We start from the raw sequence: 21,132 nt of genomic DNA on the forward strand, positions 1-21,132 counted from the left end.
GTCTGACGCTGCTCGCGGCCGGAATCGGCGCGGCACGCGACAGCGCCCGCGCGTGCGTGACGCCGGCCAGGTCTCAGCGAAGAAATGAAATGGACGGTGAGGGTTTTGAGCGCCTCAGCGTAATGGCGCGCGCTTACTCGGGCGCAGGGGCGCTGCTTGCCGCGGCCTCGTACATCTCGCGCGCGCGCCTGGTCACGGCCGCATAGCGCGCCGTCGCGCTGAGGCTCATCAGGCCGGCGCGCACCAGTCCGAGAATGGCGCGTCGGGAGTGGAATGGTCCGGTCTTGCTCGCGGCATATCCGCGCGGATAGAGTTGCAGGCGGCCGGCGAGCGCTTCCTGCAACGCCTCCTTCTGGGTCGCGCTCAGGCGACGGCGCCGCGCGGGTTTGCTTGCTTCCGCCAGCATGCGCAGCTCGATGCCCGACGGTTTCCGTGGTGCGCCCTTCATTGTCAGCTCACATTCCGGCCGACTGGCGCGACCTTTCGCGAGGCCCGGCGCCCGGCCGGCATCGCCATGGACGCCGGCATGTGGCACATCATGGCTTGCGCTGTTGCTCATTCGTGAGAGAGAACCGCATTTCGAGCAGCGGCGGCATCTGACGAAGGTCAGGACCGGTTGTGACGAAAGTCATATTCGTTTGCGACCGCTGCCGGCTTACGCCAGAGTGGGCTGCTCGCTGAGCTGATGGGCAACGCATGATCGATCTGAGCGCGGATTTGCTTGCGGCCGCAGAAGCCGACGTCATCGGTCTCGCCGTCATCGGCGCCGATCGAAGCATGCAGCGGAAGATCGGCCGGCTGGTCGAGTGGCTTCCGGCAACCGGCGTCGATTGCTGCGAGTGTGTGTTGCTGGTCGGCATGGAAGCCGAGTTGGCGGCGCTTGCCGGAGGCCAGCGGGACATGATCGCGCTGGCCGGTGTGCGTGGCGCGTCGCCTGACGTCACGCAACCGATGACGGCGGTCGTGCTGTGGAACGGCGCGCAGTCGCATTACTTCGTCATCGCCATGCCGGATTTTGCCGGCCGTCAGGTCGAAACGCTGCTCGGCAGCGAGCGTCGCGCCCGGCGCCTGATGGAGCAGCAGCTCGAGGCGGCGAGCGCGGAGGTGCGCTTTGCCTCGCTGGCGCGGACGCGGCTGCGGCTGGCTCGCGATCTGCACGATACGCTGGTGCACTCGATCGTGGCGCTGCTGACCCAGATCCGGCTGATCCGGCATTATTTGTCGGCCGATCCCGCCCGTGTGGCGGACAGCCTCGCGACTGCTGAAGATGCGGCCGCGAGCGGCCTGAACCGCGCCCGCGAAGCCATCGACCGCCTGCGCACGCCCGACGACCTGAAGCTTGATCCCGATGTCGAGGGGCTGCTCAGCGACTTCGCCGCGCGCAGCGGTGTCAGGGTGTCGATCCAGATCGACGAAGCGGCGCGCTCCGGCCTGCGCGATTGCGGCCTGACGGTTCAGCGCATCCTCAGCGAGGCACTGCGCAATGTTCAGACGCATGCGCGGGCGCGCCGCGTCTTCTTTCACGCCTTCGACGAACCGGCCGCGGTCGGCCGCAAGCTGATTGTCGAGATCCGCGATGACGGTCGCGGCTTCGATCTCGCGGTCCCGACGCCAGGACATTTCGGATTGATTGGCATGGCCGAATTTGCTGAACTTGTCGGCGGCAGCTGCGCGGTGGAGAGCGCGCCCGGGCAGGGAACGCTGGTCCGGATCTCGCTCCCCGTGGCGGTGCCGCCGGCGGCGTCTGCCGGCGTGCTGGCCGATTGAATTCGTTGCCGCGCATGCAACGCGTTTTCGAGAGGATGACGGAAAGCCCGTGAGCAGAATTGAGAAGATACGGGTGCTGATCGCCGAGGATCAGACGCTGATCAGGGAAGGTATCGCGACGCTGCTCGCCCAGCAGAACGACGATTTCGAGATCCTGCCCGGCGCGGCCGACGGCGAGCAGGCCATCGAATTCGCGCGGCGCTATCGGCCGGATGTCATCCTGATGGACCTGCAGATGCCGCGGGTCGACGGCATCGCCGCGACCCAGCGGATTCTCCGCGAATTGCCTCAGACCCATATCGTGGTGCTGACGACGTTCGAGACCAACGACCTGATCTTCGAGGCGGTGAGCGCAGGCGCCAAGGCGTATCTCTTGAAGGACGCCAGGATGGTGGAGATCGCCTCGACGATCCGCGCGGTCATCAACGGTCAGTCCGGGCTTTCGCCCGGCGTCGCCGCGCGCATCCTCGACGAGTTCAAGCGGCTGCGCGGCCCGCGCGTCTCGGCGAAGCTGCCGGTTCGCGACGGGCTGACGGCGCGGGAGAATGAAATTCTTACGCTGATCGTCGAGGGCAAGAGCAACACCGAGATCGGCGAGCAGCTGCATTTGGCCGAAGGAACCGTGAAGAACTATGTCAGCACGATTCTGGAGAAATGCCAGGTCAAGAACCGTACAGAACTCGCAATAAAGGCAATAACTTACTAGAAATAATTGGCCGCGATCGCACAACCACGCGGTTGATCCGGCTGAGATTGCTCGCCTTTCTCTGGGCCGCGCCCGCAAAATTGGCTATAGGTTTGTTTCGGATTTGCTTTTTGACACCGCAGGTCCGGATTGCGCGGCTATGAGTAAGCGGGAAATGACCATGAAGGGTATCGAGCGCCAGACCAAAGGTACGGACGGACCGGCGGACGCTGCGGCGGCCGGCAACGGCGTGGATCCGGCGGCGCATGGCATGGCGGCGATCGATCAGGTTCGCGACCTGCTGTTCGGCGGCGCGCAACGTTCGCTCGAGACCAACCTCTCGGGTCTGCGCGAGGAGATGCAGGCATCGCTCAAGCAGATGCAGGCGGACTTCACTAACGAGCTCACCGCGCTTTCTGCGCGGCTCTCCGACCTCGAGCGGGATACCGAGCAGAAGCGGCTCGACTCGCTGAAGGATGTCGGCGCGGCGATCACCCAGCTCGGCTCGGTCATCAGCGGATTGGGATCCGGCCGCACGGGCAAATAGCATGGCAGCTGCTGCCGGCCAGAACCGCGAGATCGAGCAGCTCAAGACATTGCTGTTTCAGCCCGAGGCGACGCGCCTGACGTCGCTGGAGGCCGACCTCGACTCGCTGCAGCGCTATGTCGGCAACGCCGACCGCCTGGAGACGGCAACCGCGGGCATCCTGGTCGAGGCGCTGGAGCGCGCCGAGGTCAACCGGCCGCGCGAGCTCGCCAGCGCGATTGCGCCGGTCGTGGTCTCGGCGATCCGCAGCGAGATCAAGAACTCGCGCGAGCAGATGATCGAGGCGCTCTATCCGATCGTCGGCCGGCTGGTCAGCGCCGCGGTGGCGAATTCGTTCAGGGAGCTGGTTGCCTCGCTCGAGCAGCGCATCAATGCGTTGACCTCGGCGCAATTGTGGGTCGGCCGCGTCAAATCGCTGGTGACGGGACGCCCGATCAGCGAATTCGTGCTCGCCGATCAGCCGCCGCAGATCAACCGGCTCCTGATCATCGAACGCGGCAATGGCCGCCTGATCGCGGACTGGAAGCGCGATGCGACCGCCGACGAACGCGCCGACCTGCTCAGCGCGATGGTCGCGGCGATTCTGGAATTCTCCGTGCAGGCGCTGGCCGGCGAAGGCAATCTGCAGACGCTCGATTTCGGCGGACGGCAGCTCGCGCTGCGCGCCTCGCCCCGCTTCATCCTGGCGGCGGAGTGCCTGGGACCGCTGCGGCCCGCCGACAACGCCAGGATCAACTCGTTGTTCTTCGATGCGATCGAGCGCATCGACCGCGGCGCGGATTGCGACGGGCCGATGCTGGCGTCGCTGGCTGCCGCGATCGAGACCGACGATACGCCACGGCGGATCGCGAGCCGGCGCGGCAAGGTGATCCTTTTCGCCTTGCTCGCGGCATTGGCCGCGCTGCTGCTCTGGCTTGCCGCGACATCGGTGACGCGCGGCCTGTTGGAGCGGCGGACCCAGGCGGCGCTGGAACAGCTCGCCGCAAAGCAGCCGTTGCTGGCCTCGTTCCCGCTGCGGCTCGACTTCGATCACGGCCGCCGAAGCGTGGCCGTTTTAGGCATCGAGCCGAGCCAGCTGGAGACCGCGCCCTTGATCGATGCGCTCGCCGCGGCCGCGGCGCCGTACAAGATCGTCAACCACATCGGTCTGGTGTCCGCACCGGAGCAAGTCGCGGCATCGCAGGCCGGCATCGCGGGCCTGCAGCAGAGCCTGACGCGGCTGCAGGCGAGCCTCGACCAGATGCGCGAGGCGATCGGTGCGCAGGCGAAGTCGGCCGACCAGAAATATGCCGCCCTGACCGAGCAATATGACAAGCTCGGCGAGCAGTACGCCAAATTGGCCGAGCAATATTCGAAGCTGCAATCCGTCGCCGATGGCCCGGCGGCGCGGCTCGACCGCTTCATCGCCAGCACCGCGATCTTCTTCGCGAACAATTCAGACGAAGTCCTCGACAACGACCAGGCCGAGCAGCAGCTGCGCGAGCTCGCTGGACTAATGGCGAACAACGATCTCAGGCTGCGCATCGTCGGCTATGCCGATCAGAGCGGCACGGAAGGCACCAACCGGACGCTGGCGCGCAAGCGGGCAGAGCAGGTCCAGCGCAGGCTGACCGCGCTGGGGATCGATCCGTCGCGGCTGATTTTGGTTTCGCGCGCGGCGACGATGCCGATCACCGACCGGGTCGACGCCACCGTCGGCGGCAACCGCCGCGTGGCGTTCGAGACGGTCTATCGAGGCGAAGTGGCCCGCTGATGCTCACCGCGAAAGTCATGCTGCTCGGCGACATGGGGGTCGGCAAGACGTCGATCCTCTATCGGCTGATCTACAACCGGTTCGAGGGCCAGTACAAATCGACGCTGGGCGTCGAGATCCTGAGCCACGACGTGGCGCCGGCGGATGGCAGCGATCCGACGCGCCTCGTGCTGTGGGACACCGACGGCGATTTCGGCACGCAGATCTTCGACACCGTCTACGTCACCGGCGCGTCCGCCGCCATCATCGTGTCCGACGTCACGCGGCCGCAGACGGTGACCCGCATGGTGGAACTGGTCCGCGGCTTCGAGGAGCGCTTCCCCGGCCGGCCCTACCGGGCGCTGCTGAACAAGATCGATCTGCCGGAAGCCGCGGGCAGCGCGGGCGCGATTGCCGGGCTTGCGAAGTCGAGCGTCAAATCGGTCAGCGCCAAGACCGGCGTCGGCATCGCCGAGAGCTTTGTCGAACTCGCCCAGACCATCCGCCGCCGCCAGCTCTAGCTAGCGACAACGCGCACACGTCTGTGTCAGCCGCCCCGACTTCTCGGGGCTGGCGAATCGGGCCGGGGCGGCTGACTTCATCGCACGTGGGGCGTACGATGAAAGGCTCTCGCGCGGCCGCAGAAAGCCGCACGCTTTCTCCGCCGACAGCACCACGCCGTCCCACACTCCGATAGTGACGATGGTCATCTTCCGCTCGGCCAATGGCCTGCCTATCGTCCGCCCCGTCACTGGAAACAGCCACGGGACGAACGGTGTCTCGGGCGCACGGAGCGAGAGATCATGAGCATTTTTGGAAGCATCATGGGTGCAATCTTCGGCCACGGCGCCCAGGCCAAAACCGCTGAGAGCACAACGGCGGCCGCGCCCGGCGCAGCGCCATCGACGTCGACGTCTGCATCCGCTGCGCCCGGCACGGCGGCGGCACAAACCGTCGACGTCGCCGCGATCGTCGACAAGGCGGCCGCGGCGACCGGCGAGAAGCTCGACTGGCGCAGCTCGATCGTCGACCTGATGAAGGCGCTCGGCCTCGACAGCAGCCTCGCGGCGCGCAAGGAACTCGCGAAGGAGCTGCACTACACCGGCGACACCAGCAACACCGCCACCATGAATGTCTGGCTGCATCAGCAGGTGATGGCGAAGCTCGCCGCCAATGGCGGCAAGCTGCCGGACGACATCAAGACCTGACGTCCCGCCTCCAGCCGCGCGCGGCGCTCGCGCCCGCGCGGTTCCGAACGATGTGTATTGCGTGAGGAGCAGTTGCGATGACCTCATCTCATCCTGCCATCCTGAACAGGCCGCGCGCTGGTGTGGTGCGGTCCGCCGTATTGGTCGGCGCGGCACTCGGATCCGTCGCGCTGGCGCTCGGCATCGATGTCGCCACCGCCCGCGCGGATAACGCCCGCGACGAGCCGCGGCCGGAAAATGCGAATGTGCAGCGCGCCGCGCAGAACCCGCCGCCGGCGCGGGTCATCCTGCCGGCGCCATGGGAGCAGGCCGCGCCTGCGCAGCCGGTCGCGGCGCCCGCGAAGCCGGCCGATCGCAAATAGTCTTTCGTCCCCTTGGAGCGGCCGGCGATCCAGTCGCCGGGCCGTGCCACCGCATTCATTTGGAAAACAGGAGATCAGATGCTGAAGGAATTCAGGGAATTCGCCATGAAGGGCAACGTCGTCGATCTCGCCGTCGGCGTGATCATCGGCGCGGCGTTCGGCGCGATCGTCTCGTCGATGGTGGCCGATGTCATCATGCCGATCATCGGCGCGATCAGCGGCGGGCTCGACTTCTCCAACTATTTCACGGCGCTGTCGAAGTCGGTGACGGCGACCAACCTGGCCGATGCCAAGAAGCAGGGCGCGGTGCTGGCCTGGGGCAACTTCCTGACGCTGACGCTCAACTTCCTGATCGTCGCCTTCGTGCTGTTCATCGTGGTCCGCCTCATGAACCAGCTCAAGCGCGAAGCGCCCGCGGCGCCGGCCGAACCGCCGAAGCCGACCAAGGATCAGGAGCTGCTCACCGAGATTCGCGATCTCCTCAAGTCGCGCGCGTAGCGATCGCGCCTCGTATCGCGCGTACAGCCCCAGCTCTGGAGCCTAGCCATGCCAGATCAGGTCAAGCTGCCCCGAAAATTATCGCAAGAGCCCGGTGGTGCAGAGCCGCTGCGGCCGAGCCATCGGCGGGTGATCGAGGAACTCGACCGCTGGGCCAACAGTCCCGGGCTGCAGCCGCCGAGCGATGAAGAAAAGCCGGACGACGACAAGCGCTAGGCGGCCATGACCTCGCACGACCGGATCGCGGCTGTTTCGGTCAAGCCCGCCGGGCCGTCGCGATCAGCGCGGTCGACGGAATCGCGAAGCTGTCGCCGACCCGCCTGCGCTGGATCTCGGCGCGGAAGGCGCGCGCGACTGCGGCGCTCTGGTCGGCATCGAGCCCGCTCCAATGCGGCATGAACTCGAACAATTTGTCGACGTCGGCGGGATTGGCGACATTGAGCTTGAAGTCGTGGGTGATCTCGGCAATCGCCGGATCGGAGAAGCCGGCGGCGATGAGCGCAGCGGCGAGGCGGTCGGGGTCGGCGAGCTCGGCGAGGCCCGTGCACGGCATCGGCGTGACATTGTCGGGATAGAGCCGCCGGATGATCTGCGAGAGCAGGAGATGCACGGCGGCGCCATCGGCGCTCTTCCAGACCGCAATCGCCGCCGATCCGCCCGGTCGCGTCACCCGCGCCATCTCGCTGAGGCCGGCGCGCCAGTCCGGAAACAGCATCACGCCGAATACCGACACAGCCGCGTCGAACGCGGCATTCGGCAGATCGAGCGCCTGGCCGTCCATTTGCCGCGCCTCGATATTCGCCACACCATGCGCGCGGACCCGCGCCACCATGCCGGCGGAGAAATCGATCGCGGTGACCTCGGCTCCGGTGCGGGCGGCGGCCAGCGCCGCGGCGCCCGTGCCGGTGGCGACGTCGATCACCCTGGATGACGGGTCGATCGGAAGCGTTGCGACCGCGGCGTCGGCGAACAGCGTCGTGAACGGCTGCGACTGCGCCTCATAGGCGGCGACCATTTTGTCCCAGTGCGCGGGATCGTTGTACGGCAGAGGTTTCGCCTGCTCACTTGACTGCATGAATCTGGTCCTCGAGATTTTGTTTGTGTTTGGCGAGCCGGCGATTGAAATCTTTCGCGAGCGCATCGAGCGTCACCGCGCCGAGCCGCTTCAGGAACAGCGCCTCGACCTCGCGAAACGTGTCTCCGAGCGCGTCGTTGACGGCCTGTTCGACCAGGCAGCCGGGATTTTCCGAGCGATGGCCCATCGCGACGATCGTGGGCGCGCCCACCGCGCGATAGATGTCGGCAAGCGTGATGTCGGAGGGATCGCGCGCCAGCGTCCAGCCGCCGCCATGGCCCTTCTCCGAATGCACCAGACCCTGCTCGCGCAGCCCCGCCATCACGCGGCGCACCACCACAGGGTTGGTGGCCATCGCCTGCGCAAGTTGCTCCGACGTCACCGGCTCGCCGGCCCCGATCATGTGGAGCAGGCCATGCAGGACGCTCGACAGGCGGCTATCACGTATCATGTAACTTCATATGTTACATGAAGCGGCGGCCGTCAAGGGGGCGATGGTCTGTCGCCCTCCTACCTCCCCTTGAAAAGGGGAGGTCGCTTTGCTCGTCAGAGCAAAGCGGGTGGGGATCAGCTCGCTCCACTTGCAGCGTCGTCTGCGGCTGACCCCCATCCCGACCTTCCCCCTTTCAGGGGGAAGGAGAAGAGATCAAGGACCTGCACCTGGGCTTTGATTGTTCAACCGAGATTCGCGTGCCGGATTTCGCGGCGTCGCCCGTTTAATCCGCATCGGGGTCGTTGGCAGGGGCGGTATCGTGGGCAGCGTGGCGGTCGATCGGATGTTGCGGGATGCGGTGGCGCATTATGGCGCGGGCCGCGCGGCGGAGGCCGGCACGCTGTGCGGCGACATCCTCACCGCCGATCCCGACCATGTTCCGGCGCTGCATCTGTCCGCCGTCATCGCCTTCGTGACCGATCGTGCCGCGGAAGGCGCGGTATTGCTCAACCGGGTGTTCAACCTCGATCCGGATCATGCACCGGCCTTCGCCACGCTCGGCGATGCGCTCGCCGTGAAGGGCGAGCACGAAGGCGCGGTGGCGGCGTTCGAGCGCGGCGTGACGCTGCGGCCGCAGGATGCCGGCCTGCACATCAAGCTCGGCGTCGCATTGTGCGATCTGTCGCGCTTCGATGAGGCCGAGACCGCGTTCCGCCGCGCGATCGCACTCGATGGCGGCCTGACGCGGGCGCGGTTCAACCTCGCCGTCGCGCTGGCCGGGCAGCAGCGGCCGGTCGAGGCGGAGCAGGCCTATCGCGAGGTGATCGCGCGCGATCCGGTCTACCGCGGCGTTTGGCTCAACCTCGGCAATGTGCTGAGCGATCAGAAAAGGCACGAAGCGGCCGCCACGGCCTATCGCCGCGGACTTGCCACGGATCCCGACAATGCCGGACTGCATTGCGGCCTTGGCGCGGCGCTCTATCGCCAGGGCTTGCTGGAGGACGCAATCCTGCACTACCGCCGCGCGATTGCACTCGATCCCGACAACATCGCGCCGCAGCGCCTGCTGGCGATGGTGCTGCACGAAGCGGGCGAGCGCGCGGAGGCCGTCCGCATCTATCGCCAGGTCTCGGCCCGCGACCCGTCCGATCACGTCATCCTCAACAATCTCGGCGCCTGCCTGTTCGAGCTCGGACAGCTCGACGACGCCATCGCCTGCGCCGAGCTCGCGCTGGCGCTGAAGCCGGACTACGCCGCCGCGCACACCAATCTCGGGATCATCTTCGAGGCGCAGAACCTGGTCGAGGCCGCGGTCGCCGCGCATCGGCGCGCCATCGAGCTCGAGCCGCTCTATGCCAAGGGTCACGCCAACCTCGCGGTCGCGCTGCGCAATGCCGGCGAGATCGATGCGGCGCTGATGGCCTCGCGCCGGGCGATTGCACTCGATCCCGAGCAGCCGCTCGCGCACTACAATCACGCGCATTTCCTCCTGATGAACGGCGAGTTCGAGGAGGGCTTTGAGGAGTATCAGTGGCGCCGCAAGACCAGGATGCTCAGCGACGGCGATCCCGTGTTCGACGAGCCGGAATGGCAGGGCGAGCCGCTCGCTGGACGCACGCTGCTGCTGTTTGCCGAATATGGACTCGGCGACGCCATCAATTTCGTCCGCTATGTGCCGATGCTGGAGGGCAGGGGCGGTCGGATCATTCTGCAGGTGCAGCCGGGGCTGGTCGCGCTGCTGCGGCCGATGCTGCCCGATGTCGCGGTGTTCGCGCGCGGCGAGCCGCTGCCGCCGTTCGATCTGCAACTGCCGCTGCTGAGCCTGCCGCGGATCTTCCGCACCACCGTCGAGACCATTCCCGCAGCGATATCCTATCTGCGGGCGGATGCCGGCAAGCTCGCGCGCTGGCGCGATGCGCTCGCCGGCGTGACCGCGCTGAAGGTCGGCGTGGTCTGGGCCGGCAATCCCAGGCACAAGGGTGACCGCCAGCGCTCGCTGCCGGCGGACGCCGTGCTGCGGCGGCTGGTCACATCGGGTGTGCAGCTCTACAGCCTGCAGAAGGAGCCGCGGCCGGACGATGCTCCGGTGCTGCGAGCCCTTGGCGCAGGTATCGTCGACCTCGCGCCGACGCTCGGCGATTTCGCCGACACCGCGGCGGCCGTCTGCGCGCTCGATCTCGTCATCGCCGTCGACACCTCGGTGGCGCATCTCGCCGGCGCGCTCGGCCGCCCGGTCTGGATGCTGTGTCCCTATGCGCTCGACTGGCGCTGGCTGCGCGATCGCGCCGACACGCCCTGGTATCCGACCATGCGGCTGTTCCGCCAGGACAGACCGCAGGCCTGGGATCGCGCGCTGGCGCGCGTGTCGGACGAACTCGCGCGGCTCGCCGGCGGAGAGCGCGAGTTGCTGTTGCCGGCACGTTTAGCGCGTTGACCGGCCATCACCCCGCACTCATCCCCTGCGCGCCGCCGAGCAGCTTCACGTTGAGCCGGCCGCCGTCGAACAGCATCTCGTTCAGCGCTGCGTCGATGTCGTCAGCAGTGACATCCTGGCCTCCCCCGCGGGCGATGCTGGCCTGAGCGATGCGGCGCATCAGCTCCTTGATGAATGCGGCGCTGACCCCGGCGGTGCGCTGCACCGCTGCGTCAACCACGGGCGGTTCGAGCGGCAGGCCCTTGCCGTACAGTCGGATCAGCTTGCCGCGCCCGGTCTCGTCGGGCACCGGCACCTCGATGGCCTGGTCGATGCGGCCGGGCCGGCCGGCCAGCGCGCCTTCCAGCTCCTCGGGCCGGTTGGTGGTCAGCACGAACAGGATGTCGCAGTCCTCCTTCAGGCCGTCCATCTCGTTGAGCAGCTTGTTGAGCAGCGATTCCTCGCACGGTCCGCCCATGTCCTCGCGGTCGCGCGCGATCAGGTCGACATCCTCGATCACGACCATGGTCGGCTGCAGCAGCCGCGCGAGGCTCATATAGGCGCCGAGCAGGCCGACCTGCTCGGCGGTGATGATCAGCGTGGTGTGATCCGGCAGGTTGGTGGCGAGATAGCGAATGGTGTGGGTCTTGCCGGTGCCGGGCGGGCCGTAGAGCAGGATGCCCTTGCGGGTCGACTGCCCGAGCTTGCGCAACAGATCGCGGCTTTCGACGAAGTCGAGCACGTTGCGGTCGAGCAGCCGCAGCGTCCGGTCCGGCAGGATCACGTCATCGCGCGCGACCGTCGGCAGGCGATGCACGGTCACGCCGCGGGCGCGGCCGCGATAGTCGGCGGCATCCTCGAGCGACAGGATCTTGCCGCGATAGGATCGTGCCGCGTACACGGCCGCTTCCAGCTCGGCAAAGGTCCGCTGCACCAAGGCGTTTCCGGCGACGCCTGCGGGCACCGCGAGCTCGATCCGCAAGCCCGGCTCGGTCTGATAATCACGATGGTAGCTGAGCAGCACCGCGTAGCGCAGCTCTCCGGTTTGGCATAGCCACAAGCCATTGGTCAGGCATTTCACCGACTCAGGCTCGCCAACGTCGACGTCGTGATACTGCGGCGGCGCGATCGGCGGCGCGTTGCGGCTGTTCTCCATCAGCGAGGCAATCGCGAGGGTCTCATAGCGGTGTTGCTCATGAATGCCGAAGAAATGGATCGGCACATCGAACAACCTGTCGATCGCGATCTGAACGTCCGCTCGCATGTGACCGGGAAATTGTCGCGACCGGGTCATGATCTGATTGCGCGGCGTCCCGGCAAAATGCCAATCGAGCGCCATGAAGGCATATCTGAACTCCTCGCTCGGTAGATTTTCCGAGCTTGCCCGCGCGGCGATCAGGCAGTTGCCGCACAGGCAGACTGTCCGGCGGATGAGAAACACGTCGGTGACGGGCTCCAGCGCGCCACAGAGATCGCACGGCCGGGCCGCGTCGGCGGCCGATGCGGTGATCAGCAATGGATGCCCGTTGTTGCGGATCAGCTGTTGGGCGGACTCCAGCAGTGCCTTGGCCACCGTCGCGGGATAGGGGCCGCATGCGAATCCGTTCTGGGCCTCGATTCGCGCGGTGACGGCAACAGCCTCTTTCCGGGACTTGCCGAATACCGTGCGCAGCAGGTTGCGCATGAATTCTATCGGTGTCTCGTCGTCATCATGGATGAAGAGCCTGACCGGACCGTTCTCGGCAAAAACGTCGTGCATGAAACCCCCGAAACGCAATTGGGAACAAAAGAACAAAGTAAGAACATCACGGCGGCTCCTGCGCGTCAAGCGAAAGATTCTGCGGTCTCACCCCTGACGTGTAGTGAGCCGGCCGGGAACGCGCACTGGAAGTGTAAACGCGGCTCAACGCCTGTGACGATTGTGTTGCGGCAAATGCCAAGAGATGGCCGTCACAGCGGCAAACTTCCGACACACCATCGGGGCGAAAAGGAGTATCCGACATGGCGCGAGCGCGAGAGCAGATTCCTCCCAAGGGTTTGCGGTCGCGCAGTTATTTTATGAGGCCCTCGTGTCGCACAAACTTCGCATTGCGCTGCTTCTCGTCTTCACCTTGTTCGTCTCTCCCGCGCTGGCGCAGCCGGCCGCCAAGCCGGCGCCGCCGCAACCCGCTACCGGCGACGCGCTGACGCCCGAGCAGGCGAAACGTGCGCTCGACACGCTGCAGGACGACAAGAAGCGCGGCGAGATCATCAACACGCTGCGCGCCATCGCCAATGCCTCGCCGCAGGCGGCGGCCCAGCCGGAGCCGGCGCCGGAGCAGCATTCGCCGATCCCGCTCACCGCCGACAGCCTCGGCGCACAGCTGTTGCTGATGGTGTCCGAGCAGGTCGGCGAGATGTCGCGCGAGGTCGCCGACGTCGCGCGCACGCTGACGCATTTCCCGGCGTTCTACTACTGGTTCGTGCGTACCGCCAACGATCCGGTCGCCTATGGCCTCTTGATCGATATCGCCTGGAAGCTGGCGCTGGTGTTCGGCTGCGCGCTGGCCGCCGAATGGGTGGTGTTCCGCCTGATCAAGCGGCCGGTCGCGTTCCTGGAAGCGCGGCTGCCGCAGACCGCGCGCATGCCGGTGCAGACGCTCGCCAGCGTCGATCCGCCGTCGTCGGTTGCCGACGTCACGCCGGCGCCCGAGTTGCAGCGGCGCCGGCTCAGCCTGGCGCGGGCCTGGCAGTCGCTGGTCCGGCTGCCCTTCGTGCTTGGGCGCCTTTTGCTCGAATTGCTGCCGGTCGTCGTGTTCGGCGGCATCGCCACCGCGCTGCTCGGCACCGAGATCGGCGATCAATCGACCACGCGGCTCGTGATCCTGGCCGTCGTCAACGCCTATGTGTTCTCGCGCGTCTTGATTTGCGCGGTGCGCGCGCTGGCGGGGCCGTTCGGCCTGTTCCGCGTCCGTGCCGAGACCGCGGCCTATATCGAGATCTGGGCCCGGCGCATCGTCGCCGTCGGCGTCTCGGGCATCGCCTTTGCCAATGTCGCGCTGCTGCTCGGGCTGCATCGCGCCGGCTACGCCGCGCTGATCCGGCTCGTGATGCTGGTCGTGCATCTGTTCGTCGTCGTCATCATCCTGCAGTGCCGCCGCCAGGTCGCCGACGCCATCCGCGCGCCGGCCGATCGCACCGGGCTTGCGGCGCGGACGCGCAACCGGCTCGCGGCGCTCTGGCATGTGCTGGCGATCGCGCTCGACCTCGCGCTGTGGGCAGTGTGGGCGCTCAACATCCGCAACGGCTACTCGCTGCTGCTGCAGTATTTCGTCGGCACCGTCGCGGTGCTGCTGGTCACCCGCCTCGTCACCATGGTGGTGCTGAGCCTGATCGATCGCGGCTTTCGCATCAGCCCGGAGCTGATCCAGCGCTTCCCGGGGCTCGAGACCCGCGCCAACCGCTATCTGCCGCTGCTGCGCAAGGTGGTCACGGCAGTGATCGCCTTCATTGGCTTCGTCGCGCTGCTCGAGGTCTGGGGCGTCGATGCCATCGTCTGGTTCTATGGCGGCCAGATCGGAAGCCGCCTGATCTCGGCGCTGGTGACGATCGGCATTGCCGCGCTGGCCGCGGCCGTGATCTGGGAAGTCGCCAATGCGCTGATGGACCGGCAGATCGACACCCTGTCGCGCGACGGGCATTACGCCCGCGCCGCGCGCCTGCGCACCTTCCAGCCGATGCTGCGCACCGCGCTGTTCTGCATGATCGTCGCGGTGGTCGGCCTCACGGCGCTCAGCGAGATCGGCGTCAATGTCGCGCCGCTGCTCGCCGGCGCCGGCATCGTCGGCATCGCGATCGGCTTCGGCTCGCAGAAGCTGGTGCAGGACCTCATTACCGGGCTGTTCCTCTTGATCGAGAACACCGTGCAGGTCGGCGACAACGTCACGGTGTCGGGCCTCTCGGGCGTGGTCGAGAACGTCTCGATCCGCACCATGCGGCTGCGCGCCGGCGACGGTTCGGTGCACGTCGTGCCGTTCAGCGCGGTGACGACGATCACCAATTCCAGCCGCGGCGCCGGCAATGCCGCGGTCAGCGTCAACGTGTCCTACAAGGAGGACACCGACCGCGCCGGCGAGGTGCTGAAGGACATCGTCGCCCAAATGCGCCAGGAGACAGCGTATCGCGCATTCATCCGAGGCGACCTCGAATTGTGGGGCGTCGACAAGGTCGACGGCTCGGTCGTGACCATCGTCGGCCAGATCCGCTGCACCGATAGCGGACGCTGGGCGGTGCAACGCGAGTTCAACCGCCGCATGAAACGGCGCTTCCAGGAGGAGGGCATCGAGATCGCCTCGATGGGCCAGACCATCCTGATGCAGCTTCCTCCACCCTCCGAGCCCGATACCAACGCCCAGCCGCGCCGCGCGGCGGGCTGATCCGGCGCTCCGCTTCACCTCGCCCCGCTTGCGGGGAGAGGTCGAATTCGAGCGAAGCTCGAATTCGGGTGAGGGGGAGTCTCCGCGAGAGTATCTGCTTCCGTGTGTGCGAAGGCAGCCCGAGCCAACCAGCGGGAATGCTTGCCGGCGCGTCTCACGATTGCGACGCGTCTCGCGACGGTGAGACGCCGCCAGCCTTGCCAAGCCCGCTGACCGGCGCGCAGCCGGCCGAAATCCGGCCGTTCTCACCCATTCCCTGCGACTTCCTCCGCTGGCACAGCGCTTGCTGATCGTCATGCAATGCGCGGCAAGACGCATTGCACGACTGAACCCAACGCGAAGGAAGGAAACGCACATGGAGCTTGGATACTTCACCATGCCCTCGCACCCGCCGGAGTGCGGATTGAAGGAGGGCCACGACTGGGACCTGCAGACGCTGCGCTGGCTCGACGAGCTCGGCTACCAGGAGGCCTGGATCGGCGAACACCACACCGCGCCGTGGGAGCCGCATCCGTCGCCTGATCTGCTGGTGGCGCAGGCGCTGCTGCAGACCAAGAATCTGCGCATCGGGCCCGGCGGCTTCCTGCTGCCGTATCATCATCCCGCCGAACTCGCGAACCGCGTTGCGATGCTCGATCATCTCTCGAACGGGCGCCTCAACTTCGGCGTCGCGGCTTCGGGCCTGCCGAGCGACTGGGCGATGTTCAATGTCGACGGCATGTCGGGCCAGAACCGCGACATGACCCGCGAGGCGCTCGAGATCATCCTGAAGATGTGGTCCGAGCCGGGACCCTGGACGCACAAGGGCAAGTACTGGACAGTGAGCAAGCCGGACACGATGTTCGACTTCCTCAAGCCGCACATCAAGCCTCAGCAAGCGCCGCATCCGCCGATCGGCGTCGCCGGCCTGTCGAAGAATTCGGACACCTTGAAGCTCGCCGGCGAGCGCGGCTTCATCCCGATGAGCCTCAACCTCAACCCGGCCTATGTCGGCAGCCACTGGGATTCGGTCGAGGCCGGCGCCGCCAAGACCGGCCGCAAGCCGAGCCGCAAGGACTGGCGGCTGGTGCGCGAGGTGTTCGTGGCGGATACCGATGAGGAGGCGTGGAAGCTGTCGACCGGCGACATGATGGGCCGGATGATGGGCGAGTACTTCCTGCCGCTGCTCGGCCATTTCGGCTTCAAGGACTATCTGAAGCACGCGCCCGACGTGCCCGACAGCGACGTCACCGTCGAATATTGCGCACGCCGGAATTGGATCGTCGGCTCGCCCGCGACCGTCACCGAGAGGATCGAGAAGATCTACCGGGAGGTCGGCGGCTTCGGCGTCCTCTGTGTGTTCGGCTTCGACTACAAGCACAAGCCGGAAGCCTGGCGGCACTCGCTGGACCTGCTCAAGAACGAGGTGATGCCGCGGCTCAAGCATCTCGGAGCCGAGTTCGAGAAGGCTGCATGACAGCTGCGCGGGGTGCGGGGCTTGCCTCGCACCCCGCCTCGCATATCTTGAACGAAGTGTTTTTACCGAAGCATGATCCGGCGGATCATGCTCAAACAGGGTTTGCGGCATGACGGTCGACGCACAGAGTTTCAAGCAGGCGATGCGCCATTGCGCGGGCGCCGTCGCGCTGGTGACGGTCGGCTCGGAGACCGGGCAGCGCACCGGCCTGACCGTGACCTCGGCCTGCTCGCTGTCGGACAATCCGCCCTCGGTGCTGGTCTGCGTTAACCGTAACGCCAGCGCGCATCAGCGCATCCGCGAGGAGCGCCATTTCGTCATCAACTTCCTGAACGAGGACCACGCGCTGCTGGCGCTGACCTTCTCCGGCCAGAAGGGCGTCAACGGCGACGACCGTTTTGCGTTTGGGCGCTGGACCACCGGTGCCACCGGCGCCCCGGTGCTGGAGGATGCCGTCGCGGCGTTCGACTGCGTGCTGGCGCAGGAGCTCGAGACCAAGACCCATTCGATCTTCATCGGCGAGGTCCAGCACGTCCGCGCCGCGACCACAGTCGACCCGCTGATCTATCTGCGCTCCGGCTTCCAGAGCGTGCGCAACATCCATGATCCGGTCGAGCTCGGCGACGTCGATGCGCGGCGTGTGAGCTGGAACGAATTTTCCTGAAACGTACTGACATCCGCGAGGCGGACGGGTCCAGGTACCCGATCCTCTCTCGATCGTTTGAGAGCTGTCGGGCTGCGTCGCCTTGAGGGCGCAATGCTGACGACCCGTCTTGCACGCGTTTGATGGCTTTGGCGCGGGCCGTGCGACCGCTGGCCGAGCCAACGCTCATGTGAGGCGTCGCTGTCCTTGCCGTGGTCCCTCGGACGCTGCGCTGCTATGACCCCGGCGTTCTCACGACCAGTTTGATGTTCAGAAGATTGACCCCCTTGAAGGGGTTCGGCGCGCTTTCGATCGTTCCTGTGCCCGTCGCATTCGCATAGGCGCCCGTGCCCGAGAGGATCGTATATTCGCCGTTTGATTTTCCGTCCTTGATCGCGCCGGTGTAACGCGCGGTGATCGCGCCTTCCTCGAACGTGTAGGTGCTGTAACCGTAATAGGAGCCCGAGCCCTTCAGCATGTCTCCTGAATGGACGAACTCCTTCACCCCGATATGGCCATCACTGAAGATGGCGACACCAAAGAACTTGCCCGAAACGACCGTCTGCCCCTCGACGTTTGCTGCCTCGATGACCTTGACGTCGACAGGCTTGGTGACAAGCTTGAACTCGAGCACTTTCTCACCCGCTAACGCGGTCGATGCCGCAACGACGATTGCCACGCTGGAAACGAAAAAGGTGATAAAATTCCGCATAGACTCCTCCTGCGTTTGCTTGAAATCAAATCAAGGAGTGCACAGCGGGCTAAACGTCATGCCCAGCATTTGCGTTGCAGCACGAAAGAGAGCCCGCGGTGGTATCCCGGCAGCGGCCGAAGCTTTCGGTACCCCAGCACGCTGGCTGGAACGCACGCATTAGTCTACGTGACGGTAAGAGGTTCAGCAAGCGTAGCCACCAACGTCTCATGCTCGTCAGACGACGCATCGGATGACAGGTTCCGCGACATCAGAACAGCCGTGGCATGCTATAGTGTGGTTGCTTGTGGGAGAGCGATCGAGGAGGTAGCGCGACGTACCCATGACGATTGCCGCCGGAAAATCCGGCAAGCATGTCTCAAGAAACCTCGTCACCGACAAGGAGTATCACCATGAAGATCGTTGTGATCGGCGGTACCGGACTGATCGGCTCAAGGACCGTTGCCATTCTGCGCCAGCGCGGCCATGACGTCGTCGCCGCCTCGCCGAAGAACGGCATCAACGCCATCACCGGCGAGGGGCTGAAGGAGGCGCTGGCCGGCGCGGCCGTCGTGATCGACCTCGCCAATTCGCCCTCGTTCGAGGACAAGGCGGTGATGGAATTCTTCGAGACCTCCGGCCGCAACCTGCTGGCGGCGGAGAAGCCGGCCGGCGTCAGGCACCATGTCGCGCTGTCGATCGTCGGCACCGACCGGACGCCCGAGAACGGCTACTTCCGCGCCAAGGTGGCGCAGGAGAAGCTGATCGAGGCGTCCGGGATTCCCTACACCATCATCCGCGCGACCCAGTTCATGGAATTCGTCGGCGCGATCGCCGATGCGGGCGCGGTTGGAAACACCGTCAGGCTCTCGCCCGGCCTGTTCCAGCCGATCGCGGCGGAGGACGTGTCCGCGCTCGTCGCCGATATCGCGCTCGAGCCGCCGCGCAACGGCATCGTCGAGATCGCAGGTCCCGACCGCGCGCCGTTCAACGAGATCGTGGCCCGCTACCTGAAGGCAAAAGGTGACCCGCGCGAGGTGGTGAAAGACCCTGACGCGCTTTACTGGGGCGGCCGGGTCGAGCAGCACTCGCTGGTGCCGCTCGGCGAGGCGCGCCTCGGCCGCATCGATTTGAACGAATGGCTGCGCCGCGCGCGACCGGCGGCCTGACGGTATCGGCTATTTGAGCCACACCAGCAGTGGGACGGGCGCGCGTCCTTCGCAGGACAGCGTGCCCTCGTAATTGCGCGTCTTGCGGGCGCTGTAGGTGCAGGGCGCGCCGTCCAGCACCAGCTCGGCGGTGACCTGCGAATCCGCGCCCGTGATTTGCAGCTTGATTTCTCCGGCGCGTTCGTCCGGCCCGTCCTGCGTGCAGATGCCCACATGCTTCATCTTGAGCGGTCCGGAGAATTGCCTCGGCGCGCCCGGCGCGCTTTCGGTGAGATGTCCGGTCAGCTCCCATTCGCCGAGCACGCCGGCCTGGCCGAGGATCTCCATCGCACTGAGTGTCGGTGTGTGGCAAAGCGTTAGCGCAACGGCGCCGAGCAGCGCCGCACCGCCGTTGCGCCATGTCGCCCGTGGCATCACAGCTTGCTTCCGGTAGTCTGGCGCAATTCGATCAACTCCGGCCGCGACAGATCGGCATCCGCGGTGAGCCGGGCAATCTGATCAGCGCATTCCCGGATCTTGGCCTGATCGCCGGCCGCCTTGGCGCTCTTGACCATGCCGAGATAAGTCGCCAGCCGGTTGGGCTCCTTCTTGAGCACGGCTTCATAGGCGGCGAGCGCCTCCCTGGCCATGCCGCGATCGAGCAGCATCGCCGCGTAGAGCTCGCGCGCCGGCGCCAGCGGTCCCGGCGTGACGGGGTGCTTCTCGGTCTTGTCTTCCGCCTCCGCGGCGGCATTCATCGCGCTGAGCGCATCGTCGTATTTGCCTTCCGCGTACAGCACCCAGGCGCTCGCGATCTGCTGCTGGATGTCGACGATGTTGGACCAGTAGGCGTCCTTGGCGTCCTTCAACTTGTCGCGCAGCTCGATCAGCTTGGCGACATCGGCTTTGGCGGCGGCGGGGTCACCGGAGCGCGCGGCGCCGACCGCGCGGGCGAAATAGGTGATGGCATCCGCATAGGCGTATTTGGTGGGATGCACTTGAAGCGCGGCGGCACCCTTCCAGTCGCCGCGTTCGAAGACATAGCGGGCCTGGCTTGCCGCCACCGCGAAGGGGCCTGCGAACCGGTCGAGCTTGAACTGTAGCTTGCCGAGCTCGTCGATCACAGCACGTGCCTCCTTGTCCTGGCCGAGCTGGAGATAGGCATAGACCAGATAGTCCATCGCGTGCGCCTGGTCCTGCTGTTCGCCGTCTTGCTTGGCGATGCGCGCGGATTCCTTGTTCGAGGCGATCGACTCCTTCCAATAGCCGACGCGCGTGAAGATGTGCGACGGCATGTGCTGGGCATGCGGCGCGTGTTCGGCGATCTTGGCATAGCGCATCGCCGCGGGGAGGCCCTTCTCCGCGAGCGCCGGGTAGTCGTAGAGATGGATCAGATAGTGGGCGATGCCGGGGTGCTCGGGCTGGCGCTTGAAGATCGGTTCGAGCAGCGCCGCGCCCTTCAGCTGGTTGGCGTAGGTCTTGTCGCCCGGCGAGGCCGCGACGTTGAGCGTGATCGCATAGGCGATCTGCGCCTCGTCATCGTCGGCATAGTGCATCGCGACCTGCTCTTCGGCGGCGAGGAATCGCTGCACGCGGGTGCGGTGATCGACCTTGTCGTAGTCGACATACATCGCCGCGATCGCATCGATGTATTCCCGCTCGCGCGGGGTGCCGGCATTCAGCGCCTGGCCTTTTTTCGCTGCTTCAAGGCCGAGCGGAAGGTTTTCCGGCGGCGGAGGCGCGTGCGGATTGTAGAGATAGCTGAGCGCGATGCCCCAATAGGCGATGGCGCATTGCGGGTCGGCCTCCAGCGCCTCCTCGAAGGTGCGTCGCGACGCGCTGTACCAGAACGAATGCTGATACAGCATGGCGCGATCGAACAGCTCCTGCGCTTCGGGCTTGCAGGATGTTACAAAATGGACTTTGCCCAATCGTTGCTCAGTGGAATCCGAGGCGGCAGGCTGCGAAATGGTCGCGGCAATGAGGCCAACGACCACAGCGAGGGGAAACCGTGTCATGGGACCCGCTCCGTGGCGTTGAAGGCGAAAACCGTACGATA

At 66.1% G+C, this 21,132-nt stretch carries 21 protein-coding genes; 14 read left to right on the forward strand and 7 right to left on the reverse strand.

Annotation, left to right across the window (positions count from 1 at the left end; all coding sequences use genetic code 11):
* Positions 1–133: 133 nt before the first annotated feature.
* On the reverse strand, positions 134–448 hold the full coding sequence (locus tag ACVWZM_RS21380; protein WP_456854598.1) for a hypothetical protein: 315 nt from the start codon (positions 446–448) through the stop codon (positions 134–136).
* Positions 449–696: 248 nt separating this feature from the next.
* On the opposite strand from ACVWZM_RS21380, the gene ACVWZM_RS21385 reads away from it, so the two are divergent.
* From ACVWZM_RS21385 to ACVWZM_RS21425, 9 genes are all read left to right on the forward strand, one after another.
* Positions 697–1,767: a sensor histidine kinase gene (locus ACVWZM_RS21385; RefSeq protein ID WP_456854600.1), complete on the forward strand. Its 1,071-nt coding sequence runs from the start codon at positions 697–699 to the stop codon at positions 1,765–1,767.
* Between the two features lie 49 nt (positions 1,768–1,816).
* On the forward strand, positions 1,817–2,473 hold the full coding sequence (locus ACVWZM_RS21390) for a response regulator transcription factor (protein ID WP_456854602.1): 657 nt from the start codon (positions 1,817–1,819) through the stop codon (positions 2,471–2,473).
* 139 nt (positions 2,474–2,612) lie between these two features.
* Complete coding sequence (locus tag ACVWZM_RS21395) at positions 2,613–2,999, forward strand: hypothetical protein (RefSeq protein ID WP_229161741.1); 387 nt, start codon at positions 2,613–2,615, stop codon at positions 2,997–2,999.
* 1 nt (position 3,000) lies between these two features.
* Positions 3,001–4,752 (forward strand): OmpA family protein, encoded by a 1,752-nt coding sequence (locus tag ACVWZM_RS21400; protein ID WP_456854604.1) that lies wholly within the window; start codon positions 3,001–3,003, stop codon positions 4,750–4,752.
* Entirely contained in the window at positions 4,752–5,252 is a 501-nt protein-coding gene (locus ACVWZM_RS21405; RefSeq protein ID WP_168857302.1) for a Rab family GTPase, read from the forward strand. The genes ACVWZM_RS21400 and ACVWZM_RS21405 overlap by 1 nt, the downstream gene beginning before the upstream one ends.
* Before the next feature lie 282 nt (positions 5,253–5,534).
* Positions 5,535–5,939 carry a DUF3597 domain-containing protein gene (locus tag ACVWZM_RS21410; protein WP_456854606.1) on the forward strand — a complete coding sequence of 135 codons (405 nt, stop codon included), beginning with the start codon at positions 5,535–5,537 and terminating at the stop codon, positions 5,937–5,939.
* A gap of 77 nt (positions 5,940–6,016) precedes the next feature.
* The gene (locus ACVWZM_RS21415) at positions 6,017–6,301 is read left to right on the forward strand and encodes a hypothetical protein (protein ID WP_229192794.1); all 285 of its coding nucleotides are present in this window, start codon (positions 6,017–6,019) and stop codon (positions 6,299–6,301) included.
* A 78-nt stretch (positions 6,302–6,379) separates the two neighbouring features.
* Positions 6,380–6,799: a large conductance mechanosensitive channel protein MscL gene (mscL, locus tag ACVWZM_RS21420; RefSeq protein ID WP_076834941.1), complete on the forward strand. Its 420-nt coding sequence runs from the start codon at positions 6,380–6,382 to the stop codon at positions 6,797–6,799.
* 48 nt (positions 6,800–6,847) lie between these two features.
* Positions 6,848–7,015, forward strand: a complete 168-nt coding sequence (locus ACVWZM_RS21425; protein WP_168857300.1) for a hypothetical protein — start codon at positions 6,848–6,850, stop codon at positions 7,013–7,015.
* A gap of 40 nt (positions 7,016–7,055) precedes the next feature.
* Here the strand turns inward: ACVWZM_RS21425 and ACVWZM_RS21430 are convergent, their stop codons facing one another.
* Positions 7,056–7,874, reverse strand: a complete 819-nt coding sequence (locus ACVWZM_RS21430; protein ID WP_456854608.1) for a class I SAM-dependent methyltransferase — start codon at positions 7,872–7,874, stop codon at positions 7,056–7,058.
* Positions 7,861–8,325 carry an Rrf2 family transcriptional regulator gene (locus tag ACVWZM_RS21435; protein WP_456854610.1) on the reverse strand — a complete coding sequence of 155 codons (465 nt, stop codon included), beginning with the start codon at positions 8,323–8,325 and terminating at the stop codon, positions 7,861–7,863. The genes ACVWZM_RS21430 and ACVWZM_RS21435 overlap by 14 nt, the downstream gene beginning before the upstream one ends.
* A 325-nt stretch (positions 8,326–8,650) precedes the next feature.
* On the opposite strand from ACVWZM_RS21435, the gene ACVWZM_RS21440 reads away from it, so the two are divergent.
* On the forward strand, positions 8,651–10,741 hold the full coding sequence (locus ACVWZM_RS21440; protein ID WP_456856725.1) for a tetratricopeptide repeat protein: 2,091 nt from the start codon (positions 8,651–8,653) through the stop codon (positions 10,739–10,741).
* A 7-nt stretch (positions 10,742–10,748) separates the two neighbouring features.
* Here the strand turns inward: ACVWZM_RS21440 and ACVWZM_RS21445 are convergent, their stop codons facing one another.
* On the reverse strand, positions 10,749–12,479 hold the full coding sequence (locus ACVWZM_RS21445) for an ATP-dependent Clp protease adaptor ClpS (protein ID WP_456782828.1): 1,731 nt from the start codon (positions 12,477–12,479) through the stop codon (positions 10,749–10,751).
* Positions 12,480–12,789: 310 nt separating this feature from the next.
* On the opposite strand from ACVWZM_RS21445, the gene ACVWZM_RS21450 reads away from it, so the two are divergent.
* From ACVWZM_RS21450 to ACVWZM_RS21460, 3 genes are all read left to right on the forward strand, one after another.
* Positions 12,790–15,135, forward strand: a complete 2,346-nt coding sequence (locus tag ACVWZM_RS21450) for a mechanosensitive ion channel family protein (protein WP_456854612.1) — start codon at positions 12,790–12,792, stop codon at positions 15,133–15,135.
* A 355-nt stretch (positions 15,136–15,490) separates the two neighbouring features.
* A complete protein-coding gene (locus ACVWZM_RS21455) occupies positions 15,491–16,591 on the forward strand; it encodes an LLM class flavin-dependent oxidoreductase (RefSeq protein WP_456854614.1) in 1,101 nt (366 codons plus the stop codon).
* 109 nt (positions 16,592–16,700) lie between these two features.
* Complete coding sequence (locus ACVWZM_RS21460; protein ID WP_057018925.1) at positions 16,701–17,255, forward strand: flavin reductase family protein; 555 nt, start codon at positions 16,701–16,703, stop codon at positions 17,253–17,255.
* A gap of 214 nt (positions 17,256–17,469) precedes the next feature.
* Here ACVWZM_RS21460 and ACVWZM_RS21465 read toward each other — a convergent pair whose 3' ends face one another.
* Complete coding sequence (locus tag ACVWZM_RS21465) at positions 17,470–17,946, reverse strand: hypothetical protein (protein ID WP_456815106.1); 477 nt, start codon at positions 17,944–17,946, stop codon at positions 17,470–17,472.
* A gap of 392 nt (positions 17,947–18,338) precedes the next feature.
* Here ACVWZM_RS21465 and ACVWZM_RS21470 point away from each other — a divergent pair, with 392 nt between their 5' ends.
* Positions 18,339–19,094, forward strand: coding sequence for an SDR family oxidoreductase (locus tag ACVWZM_RS21470; protein ID WP_456854616.1), 756 nt, complete (start codon positions 18,339–18,341; stop codon positions 19,092–19,094).
* Positions 19,095–19,103: 9 nt separating this feature from the next.
* On the opposite strand, the gene ACVWZM_RS21475 is transcribed toward ACVWZM_RS21470, so the two are convergent.
* Both ACVWZM_RS21475 and ACVWZM_RS21480 read right to left on the reverse strand, forming a co-directional pair.
* Positions 19,104–19,508 carry a hypothetical protein gene (locus ACVWZM_RS21475; RefSeq protein ID WP_057018922.1) on the reverse strand — a complete coding sequence of 135 codons (405 nt, stop codon included), beginning with the start codon at positions 19,506–19,508 and terminating at the stop codon, positions 19,104–19,106.
* Positions 19,508–21,091 carry a hypothetical protein gene (locus ACVWZM_RS21480; RefSeq protein ID WP_456854619.1) on the reverse strand — a complete coding sequence of 528 codons (1,584 nt, stop codon included), beginning with the start codon at positions 21,089–21,091 and terminating at the stop codon, positions 19,508–19,510. The genes ACVWZM_RS21475 and ACVWZM_RS21480 overlap by 1 nt, the downstream gene beginning before the upstream one ends.
* Positions 21,092–21,132 lie beyond the last annotated feature (41 nt).

This window comes from Bradyrhizobium sp. USDA 4501, assembly GCF_054062115.1.

Coding starts and splice junctions, on each gene's coding strand:
- ACVWZM_RS21380 (WP_456854598.1), bottom strand. CDS start 448: ATGAAGGGCGCACCACGGAAACCGTCGGGCATCGAGCTGCGCATGCTG.
- ACVWZM_RS21385 (WP_456854600.1), top strand. CDS start 697: ATGATCGATCTGAGCGCGGATTTGCTTGCGGCCGCAGAAGCCGACGTC.
- ACVWZM_RS21395 (WP_229161741.1), top strand. CDS start 2,613: ATGAGTAAGCGGGAAATGACCATGAAGGGTATCGAGCGCCAGACCAAA.
- ACVWZM_RS21400 (WP_456854604.1), top strand. CDS start 3,001: ATGGCAGCTGCTGCCGGCCAGAACCGCGAGATCGAGCAGCTCAAGACA.
- ACVWZM_RS21405 (WP_168857302.1), top strand. CDS start 4,752: ATGCTCACCGCGAAAGTCATGCTGCTCGGCGACATGGGGGTCGGCAAG.
- ACVWZM_RS21410 (WP_456854606.1), top strand. CDS start 5,535: ATGAGCATTTTTGGAAGCATCATGGGTGCAATCTTCGGCCACGGCGCC.
- ACVWZM_RS21415 (WP_229192794.1), top strand. CDS start 6,017: ATGACCTCATCTCATCCTGCCATCCTGAACAGGCCGCGCGCTGGTGTG.
- mscL (WP_076834941.1), top strand. CDS start 6,380: ATGCTGAAGGAATTCAGGGAATTCGCCATGAAGGGCAACGTCGTCGAT.
- ACVWZM_RS21425 (WP_168857300.1), top strand. CDS start 6,848: ATGCCAGATCAGGTCAAGCTGCCCCGAAAATTATCGCAAGAGCCCGGT.
- ACVWZM_RS21430 (WP_456854608.1), bottom strand. CDS start 7,874: ATGCAGTCAAGTGAGCAGGCGAAACCTCTGCCGTACAACGATCCCGCG.
- ACVWZM_RS21435 (WP_456854610.1), bottom strand. CDS start 8,325: ATGATACGTGATAGCCGCCTGTCGAGCGTCCTGCATGGCCTGCTCCAC.
- ACVWZM_RS21440 (WP_456856725.1), top strand. CDS start 8,651: ATGTTGCGGGATGCGGTGGCGCATTATGGCGCGGGCCGCGCGGCGGAG.
- ACVWZM_RS21445 (WP_456782828.1), bottom strand. CDS start 12,479: ATGCACGACGTTTTTGCCGAGAACGGTCCGGTCAGGCTCTTCATCCAT.
- ACVWZM_RS21455 (WP_456854614.1), top strand. CDS start 15,491: ATGGAGCTTGGATACTTCACCATGCCCTCGCACCCGCCGGAGTGCGGA.
- ACVWZM_RS21460 (WP_057018925.1), top strand. CDS start 16,701: ATGACGGTCGACGCACAGAGTTTCAAGCAGGCGATGCGCCATTGCGCG.
- ACVWZM_RS21465 (WP_456815106.1), bottom strand. CDS start 17,946: ATGCGGAATTTTATCACCTTTTTCGTTTCCAGCGTGGCAATCGTCGTT.
- ACVWZM_RS21470 (WP_456854616.1), top strand. CDS start 18,339: ATGAAGATCGTTGTGATCGGCGGTACCGGACTGATCGGCTCAAGGACC.
- ACVWZM_RS21475 (WP_057018922.1), bottom strand. CDS start 19,508: ATGCCACGGGCGACATGGCGCAACGGCGGTGCGGCGCTGCTCGGCGCC.
- ACVWZM_RS21480 (WP_456854619.1), bottom strand. CDS start 21,091: ATGACACGGTTTCCCCTCGCTGTGGTCGTTGGCCTCATTGCCGCGACC.